The sequence below is a fragment of the Streptomyces sp. NPDC044061 genome, from assembly GCF_056434305.1.
In genome coordinates, this window is the sequence record NZ_JBWKFL010000110.1 from 1 (window position 1) to 7864 (window position 7864).

Annotated in this window: 4 protein-coding genes and 4 pseudogenes; 4 read left to right on the top strand and 4 right to left on the bottom strand. The window is 68.1% G+C overall.

Features of this window, described 5'->3' with window-relative positions:
• Nucleotides 1-484 precede the first annotated feature (484 nt).
• Nucleotides 485-758: pseudogene (locus tag AC07CM_RS49690) on the bottom strand (methylmalonyl-CoA mutase family protein); the annotation flags it as partial.
• A 145-nt stretch (nucleotides 759-903) separates the two neighbouring features.
• Nucleotides 904-1173, bottom strand: a pseudogene (locus tag AC07CM_RS49695) (IS630 family transposase); the annotation flags it as partial.
• A 127-nt stretch (nucleotides 1174-1300) separates the two neighbouring features.
• Here AC07CM_RS49695 and AC07CM_RS49700 point away from each other — a divergent pair.
• Together AC07CM_RS49700 and AC07CM_RS49705 are read left to right on the top strand one after the other, a co-directional pair.
• On the top strand, nucleotides 1301-1696 hold the full coding sequence (locus AC07CM_RS49700; protein WP_478883179.1) for an IS110 family transposase: 396 nt from the start codon (nucleotides 1301-1303) through the stop codon (nucleotides 1694-1696).
• Between the two features lie 70 nt (nucleotides 1697-1766).
• Nucleotides 1767-2453, top strand: coding sequence for a TetR/AcrR family transcriptional regulator (locus tag AC07CM_RS49705; RefSeq protein WP_478883180.1), 687 nt, complete (start codon nucleotides 1767-1769; stop codon nucleotides 2451-2453).
• Between the two features lie 85 nt (nucleotides 2454-2538).
• Here AC07CM_RS49705 and AC07CM_RS49710 read toward each other — a convergent pair whose 3' ends face one another.
• Nucleotides 2539-3039, bottom strand: a complete 501-nt coding sequence (locus AC07CM_RS49710) for an Lrp/AsnC family transcriptional regulator (RefSeq protein WP_478883181.1) — start codon at nucleotides 3037-3039, stop codon at nucleotides 2539-2541.
• A gap of 153 nt (nucleotides 3040-3192) precedes the next feature.
• Between AC07CM_RS49710 and AC07CM_RS49715 the strand changes: the two genes are divergently transcribed.
• On the top strand, nucleotides 3193-5538 hold the full coding sequence (locus tag AC07CM_RS49715; protein WP_478883182.1) for a transketolase-like TK C-terminal-containing protein: 2346 nt from the start codon (nucleotides 3193-3195) through the stop codon (nucleotides 5536-5538).
• A gap of 731 nt (nucleotides 5539-6269) precedes the next feature.
• A pseudogene (locus AC07CM_RS49720) lies at nucleotides 6270-7516 on the top strand (IS110 family RNA-guided transposase).
• Nucleotides 7517-7675: 159 nt separating this feature from the next.
• On the opposite strand, the pseudogene AC07CM_RS49725 reads toward AC07CM_RS49720, so the two are convergent.
• Nucleotides 7676-7864 (bottom strand): annotated as a pseudogene (locus AC07CM_RS49725) (lipoyl synthase); the annotation flags it as partial.

Below are 7864 nucleotides of genomic sequence, written 5' to 3' on the forward strand. Positions count from 1 at the left end.
CTGCTTCTCGACGGCGCGCTCCGAGCCGGCGTGCGTCGCCTCGTCGATACGGCGCTGCAGATCCGCGAGCTTGCCCGCGGTCGTGTGGATGTCGAGGTCGGACAGTTCCGTGTGCACGGCACTCACTATGGATCCCTTCTGGCCATTGTGGCCGACGACTTGCCAGGCGGAGGACTGCCGGGCGGGCATCGGCATCGAGGGTCAGCGCGGCAGGTTGGGCGAAAATGTCATGGAATTGCCGAGACCAGCGCGTTGTCGGTGCTCCGAGCCGCAGTGCGCAGCGGGTTGAGGGCTCGTCCGACGGCGTTGTTGTCCCGGTCTCTGCGCAGTGCTGCGAGACGTTCGCGCACTGATGCTCCAATGCCTGAATCACATCCAGGGTCGCCACCTCGCGGTCATCGGTCATGGACTCGATGACGTAGGTCCCGGCAAATGGATCCACGGTCTGGGCAGGGTGAGTCGTGCCGCCTTCGGGGGGCAGGGTGATGGCCTCGTCGGAGTCGTAACCCATCTGCGTCGGCAGGTCGAGAGCCACGCTCACCAGTTCGCCGTAGCGCGTTGGATTCCTTGGCCGCTTCGAACCCGGCGTATTGCCGCATCGTCCACGGTCGACCGGTGTACATCGTCGGGTACATGCCCCCAGTGAACGGGAACCGGCCCGGAGTGCCCAGCTTGGTGTCTGCGTCGATGTCCGACAGCGCACAACCGTCGTAGACCGGCTGGATCGGCAGACCGGAGTCGCTTTTGTGCAAGGGAATCCACGACGCAACCTCCGACTGGTACTCAATGTCCCGCAGACGGTACTGAGTTCCATCGCTTTGGGCAAGTGGCCTCCAGGGGCCGAGACGGGGAGTCACAGACCGGGTCAGGCCACGCCCCGTGCGGAACCCCACCAGTCTCACAGTCACAGACGATCGCAATGCGTACGTCCATCGGGTGCAGCGAGCGCAGGTAGCGGCAGAACTCCAAGAACTTCGACCCGTTCTTGGTCTTCTTGATGTGCCCGTAGAGCTGGTTTTTGGCCAGGTCGTATGCGGCGAACAGGTGGCGGACCCCGTGCGGGCGGGTGTAGGTCGCCCGGGGCCGGGGATCGCGGTCGGGGTCCTTGTGCCGGCCGCCGCGTTCGGCCCAGTGCCGGCCGGGGTGTGGCTGGAGGTTGAGCGGCCCGATCTCCCTCGCCGTCGGCGATCGCGTAGACGACCCGGGCCTCGACAGAGGCATGAAGGTGACGCAGTGACTTCAAGTCAGGGTGCCCACCGCACTCCACCTCCTGTCTCATCGAGTGCGAGGGCAGCAGCCTGTGATCCTGATCAGTGTCGATCCTCACAAGTCGTCCCACACCGCCGTCGCTGTCGACGCGGCCGGCCACCAGGTGGCTCAACGCCGGTTCGTCGTCAACGCCGGAACCCTCCGCCAGCTGATGCGCTGGTGCGAGCAGTGGCCCGACCGTCGTTTCGCCGTCGAGGGCGCCGGCGGCCTGGGCCGCTCGCTCGCCCAGCAAAGCCGCAGTCGGCCGGTGTGCATCGACGAGTACACGCCCGGGGGTGAACGGGAACTTCCCCGGGGTGCCCAGCCTTGCGTCAGCGTCGCAATCCGTTGGTGCCCATACGGCGCACACCAGCTGGATCGGCAGGCCGGACTCGCTCTTCGCAACGTAATTCCCGCCGAAACCTATTCCTGTACTCAATTTCCATAGAACGGTACCCAGTACCGAAGGTAGGGGGTAAGTGGCGTCCGGGTGTCGGGGCGGGGAAGGATGTTCCCTTATGGGCAAGCCATCTGTACGGATCCGACTCGCGGATGCCGCGTTCGCGCTGTTCGACGAGCGCGGGTATGAGCAGACCACCGTCGACGACATCGCCGAACGGGCCGGAGTGGGGCGTACGACGTTCTTCCGGCACTACCGGTCCAAGGAAGCGGTCATCTTCCCCGATCACGACCGGCTGCTGGAGCTGATCAGGGACCGGCTGGCGACCTCCAGCCAGAGCACTGCCCTGGTCGCCGTGTCCGACGCGGTCCGTCTGGTGCTGCTCCACTACATTGACGAAGGCGATCTCGCGCGTCGGCGGTACGCGCTCACCAGCAAGGTGTCCGCCCTGCGGGACCGGGAGATCGCCAGCGTGGCCCGGTACCAGCGGCTGTTCCGCGAGTTCATCGCGGACTGGATGGGCGACCCCACGGAGTCGGCGTCCCTGAGAGCCGAGCTCATGGCGGCGTCCGTCGTCGCCGCCCACAATCACGTGCTGCGCCGGTGGCTTCGGGGCGAGGCCTCCGACCCCGTCGAGGAAGTGGGCGAGGCGATGCGCGAGGTGCTCGGGCTCTTTCCGGCGCCGTCCTCTGTCAGTGAGGGCACCGGCGGCGGCACCACCCTCGTCGCCTTCCGTACCGGGCAGGACATCGACGCACTGATCCCCGCCCTACGACGCCTTGTCGAGGAGGAACGAGGGCATTGACCACGAGGCCAGCGGGACTCACGTCGCCGGGCGGGTCGGCGAGTACGGTGACCGTCCCGGCGGCGCCGTCGAAAGCTTCGCAGTTTTACCGCCCCGGTTGCCCACTGCCGCTCCTCGCGGCGCGGCGCAGCAGGGGGGTAAGGCGGTGGGGGACCAATTCGCGCATGGCCAGGGCGGTGGTCGTGCGTTCGATCCCGGGGACGGCGAGGATCTGCCCCGCGATCCTGTACAGGTCCTCCGCGTCCATGGCGACCACCCGTACGAGCAGGTCGGTTTCGCCGCTGAGCCCGAAGACCTCCACGACCTCGGCGATGCCCGCCAGGGCCTGCGATACCTCTGCCAGCTGATGCTGGTTGACCTGTGCGGTGACGAAGGCGGTCAGTGGGTGGCCGAGCGCTTTGGGGGTGATCCGGCGCTCGAAGGAGCCCAGGGCGCCGCTCTGTTCCATCTTGGCCACCCGGGCCTGGACGGTATTGCGGGACTGTCCCAGCTGCTCGGCCAGGGCGACGATGGTGGCCCGTGGATCGGTGGCCAGGGCGAGCAGGATCCGGGCGTCCGTGGCGTCGAGGGTTCGTTCACTGTTCATGATGCTCGGTCGCCGCCTCTCGTTCGGCTCGGAAATTGAGCAGAATGCTCAACCGAAGAGCCATATCTTGTGCAGGCGAAGAGTCATCTGTCTACTAGCGGAGCACGACGCGAAATTCTCTAGGCATGGTGCCCTATGCGGAGGTGGTCTGTGATGGTCGCGGAACTGAGGCCGGTCGGCATCGACGGTTCGGGCCCCGCCCGTGAGGAGCAACTCGCCGTCCTGGAATCGGTCGAGCAGCGGGTGCTGTGGCTGTCCACGGCGATCATCGATCACGCCAACCGGGTGCGGCCGAACCCGTCGGGGCTGAAAGTGGGTGGCCATCAGGCGTCCAGCGCCTCGATGACCTCGATCATGACCGCTCTGTGGTTTAACGCGCTTAACCCTGAGGACCGGGTGTCGGTGAAACCCCACGCCTCACCGGTGCTGCATGCGATCAACTATCTGCTGGGCGAGCTGGACGCCTCCTACCTGACCACCCTGCGCGCCTTCGGCGGCCTGCAGAGCTATCCCAGCCGGTCCAAGGACCCCGACCCGGTCGACTACTCCACGGGTTCGGTGGGCATCGGTGCCACCGCCCCTCTGTGGGGTGCGATCGCCCGCCGCTATGTGGAGGGCCACTTCGGTGGTGCCGGCACCGGACGGCAGTACTCGCTGCTGGGCGACGCCGAGCTGGACGAAGGTGCGATCTGGGAGGCGCTCCAGGATCCGATGGTGCCGGGCCTGGACGAGGTGGTGTGGGTCGTCGACCTGAACCGGCAGTCCCTGGACCGGGTCATCCCCGGCATCGCCGCGGAGAAGCTGCAGGGCATGTTCGCGGCGGCCGGTTGGCAGGTGATCACCCTCAAGTACGGGCACCTCCTGCAGGAACTGTTCGCCCGGCCGGGCGGCGAGGCGCTGCGCGCCCGTATCGACGCCATGGGCAATCCCGAATACCAGCGTCTGCTGCGCTGCTCCGCCGACGAGCTGCGCGAGCGCCTGCCCGGCACCGGCTCCACCGCCGGGCCGATCGCCGACCTCATCGCCCCCCTCGACGACGCCTCGCTGCTGGCGGCGCTGCGCAACCTGGGCGGCCACGACATCGGCGCGCTGACCGACGCGTTCGACGGCGTCGACGACACCCGCCCCACGGTGATCTTCGCCTACACGGTCAAGGGCCACGGGCTGCCCACCGAGGGGCACCCGCAGAACCACTCCTCCCTGCTGACAGCCCACCAGATGAGCACACTGGCCGACCACCTCGGGACGGACCTGGATCACCCCTGGACGACTTTCACCGAGGGCTCGGCGGAAGCGAGCCTGTGCTCGGCCGCCGCTGGGCGGCTGCACCGCCTCGGACATGCATCGCAGCAGCCTCCCGCGGTCCCCGCCGACCTGGCCCGCCCGGCACCGACGGGTACCGGCAACACCCAGCAGGCCCTCGGGCGCGTCCTGCTGGACCTCACCCGGAAGGCGCCAGAGGCCGCGAGCCGGATCGTTACCGTGAGCCCGGACGTCAGCTCCTCCACCAACCTCGGCGGCTGGCTCAACAAGGTCGGCGTGTGGTCGCCGACCGAGCGCACCGACTGGTTCGCCGACGACGCCGAGACCATCCTGCACTGGCGGGAGAAGCCGACCGGTCAGCATGTGGAGCTGGGCATCGCGGAGACCAACCTGGTCAGCCTGCTCGGCGAGCTCGGCGCCACCTGGAGCCGCTGGGGCCAGCCCCTGCTGCCCATCGGCGTCGTCTACGACCCCTTCGTTAACCGGGCCCTGGAACCGTGGTCGTACGGTATCTACGCCGGCGGCCAGTCGATCCTGGTGGGCACACCCTCCGGCGTCACCCTCGCCCCCGAGGGCGGCGCACACCAGTCCATCACCACACCCTCCCTCGGCATCGAGCAACCCGGCTGCATCACCTACGAGCCGGCATTCGCGATCGACACCGAATGGTGCCTGCTCGCCGCCCTCGGCAACCTGGCCAAGCCGGACGGGAGTTCCGCCTACCTGCGGCTGTCAACCCGGCCCGTCGACCAGTCCGCGGCCGCCGTGCCCAGCGACCCCGCCGCCCGCGAACGCCGCCGCCGGCACGTGACCGCCGGAGCCTACCGGCTGCGACAGCACGACAAGCCCGTGGTGACGCTCGCCGCGATGGGCGCCCTGATCCCCGAGGCCCTGGCCGCCGCGGACCGGCTCGCCGGCCTCGGCCACGGCGCCGACGTCGTGTGCATAACCAGCCCGGACCTGCTCTTCCGAGCACTCCAGGCCCGCCGCGGCCTGTCGGACGACCCGACCTGGATCCTCGACCAGGTGTTCCCCGCCGACCGGGCCACGCCCCTCGTCACCCTCCTGGACGGCCACCCCCACACCCTGGCCTTCCTGAGCACGATCCACAACACCCCCGTCACCACCCTCGGCGTCACCCGGTTCGGACAGTCCGGGTCGATCGAGGACGTCTACCGCTATCACAGCATCGACACCGACAGCATCGTCACCGCCGCCCTCGACCTCATCGACTGACTGCAGGTCACATCAGGGCACGAAACCATGCCCCGAGCGACTGCCAGCTGACCGTCACCACAGCCCCCTGATAGCGCCGCCCTCTCTTCACCTGGTCCTGACCGGGGCGCGCACTGCGACCGCTCGGGCGGCCGAACCATCCCCGTCGGCCACCGACGGCCCCTCCAGCCCCGTCCGGCGGTATGCCCTGTCCTGCCGCACACCGTACCGCCGGACGGCTAACGACGGATCAGTCCCACAGCGCGACAACGCCTGGTGACCGCTCCTCGCCCGCCCCGTCCGACGGCACGTGCCCTGACACACGTGCCGTCGGACGGCTACCACGAATCTCTCCCGACCGTCCTTGGAAGATGACGGGCAGTCGCAGCCCGCTGAACGATTGGACACGCCATGAAGGCTCTGAGCGGAGTCGAACGAAAGTGGTCCGGGGCGCCGCCCGTTCCCCCACAGCCTGCGCCCCCAACCGGTCACCCACACCTGGCCGTGGGCGGCAGAATCGGCGAAGTTGTCTCCAAACTGTCGCCAGCCGACTCCTACGCCGACCACCGACAACACGACCCCGACCACGACACCCTGACTCCTCGGAAGGGTGGCTCCTGAAGATCACCATCAGTTCCCGCCCGCTCTGCTCACCGGGTTGTCCTTACGTTGTAAGTGGGTTGGTTTCGGTCACTCGAAGGATCGGAAGACCGGACACGCTGGCGAGGTCGTCTGCGGGGCTGTGAACCGATATGACTTCGGAGGTGGCCGTGCCCGAGCTGTGGGCCGGGATGGATGCGGGCAAGGCCGCGCATCACTGCGTGGTGATCGATGCCGACGGCAAGCGGAAGCTGCCGCGGCGGGTGGACAACCACGAGACCGGACTGCTCAAGCTGATCGCCGACGTGTTGGAGCTCAGCGAAGGCGACCCGGTGACCTGGGCGATCGACCTGAAGCGCCGGTGGGCCCGCGCTGATGATCGCACTGCTGACCGACAACGGCCAGCGACTCCTCTACATCCCCGGCCGCACCGTCCACCACGCCTCCGGGTCCCACCGGGGCGACGGCAACAGCGATGCCAAGGACGCCTTCGTCATCGCCGACCAGGCCCGCATGCGCCGCGACCTGGAGCCGATCCATCGAGGCGACGACATCACCGTCGACCTGCGTATCCTCACCTCGCGCCGCCTGGACCTGACCGCCGACCGCACCAGGACGATCACCCGACTGCGGGCTCAGATGCTGGAGTACTTCCCCGCCCTGGGATGCGCCTTCGACTACAAGGAGTCGAAGGCGGCCCTGGTGCTGCTGACGCAGTACCAGACTCCAGCCGCCCTGCGGCGCATCGGGAAGAACCGGCTCGCGACCTGGCTGGATAGCCGCAAGGTCCGCAACCCAGGTTGTCGCATCCACCACGGTCCAGACCGCCGAAGCCCAGCACACCGTCGTCGCCGGGGAGAAGCTGGCCGGCGCCGTGGTGGCCAAGCTGGCGAGGGAGGTGATGGCCCTCGATGAGGAGATCACCGAGACGGACGCCCTGATCGAGGGCCGGTTTCGCGACCACCCGCACGTCGAGGTCATCGTGAGTATGCCCGGCATAGGATCCGTCCTGGGCGCCGAGTCCATCGCCCACACCGGCGGTGATCTGAGCATCTTCGCCAGCGCCGACCGCCTCGCCGACCGCCTCGCCGGCGTCGCCGGCCTGGTACCGGTGCCCAAAGGCTCCGGACGCATCACCGGCAATATGCGCCGACCACGGCGCTACTACCGCCGCCTGCTGCGGGTCTTCTACATGTCCGCCATGGTCGCCGCCCGCTCCTGCCCCGTATCCAATGCTTTTTACGAGCGAAAGAGATCCTAAGGCAAGGGCCACAAGCAGGCCATCATCGCCCTCGCACGGCGCCGTCTGAACGTCCTGTGGGCCTTCATACGCGACAGCCGCGTCTCGAGCTCACGGCGCCGGAGCCTCCCGTCGCGTGGGCTGACACGCTCACAGTGAGTCACCAACCGGGGTTGACAACTCCTGTGAGTCTTTTGAGCGGGGTGGCGAAGCGTTGCCGGATCTCGATCGCGGCCCTGACCTGCTACAAACCCGGCGCGGACTCGCGGCGCACCTACCTGCTCAAGTCCCTTGCATTGCACGGAGGATGGCGAGGTGTCAGGCGGTTTGGGCGGCGATGTACTCCCCACGCTTCTCGACGGCCATCTGGTACAGGCGGCCGGCGCGGTAGGAGGACCGGACCAGCGGGCCGGACATCACACCGGAGAAGCCGATCTGCTCGGCCTCCTCCTTCAGCTCCACGAACTCGTGCGGCTTGACCCAGCGCTCCACCGGGTGGTGGCGCAC

Excerpts from the sequence above, each read along its gene's own strand:
- AC07CM_RS49705 (WP_478883180.1), top strand. The coding sequence starts at position 1,767 with ATGGGCAAGCCATCTGTACGGATCCGACTCGCGGATGCCGCGTTCGCG.
- AC07CM_RS49710 (WP_478883181.1), bottom strand. The coding sequence starts at position 3,039 with ATGAACAGTGAACGAACCCTCGACGCCACGGACGCCCGGATCCTGCTC.
- AC07CM_RS49715 (WP_478883182.1), top strand. The coding sequence starts at position 3,193 with ATGGTCGCGGAACTGAGGCCGGTCGGCATCGACGGTTCGGGCCCCGCC.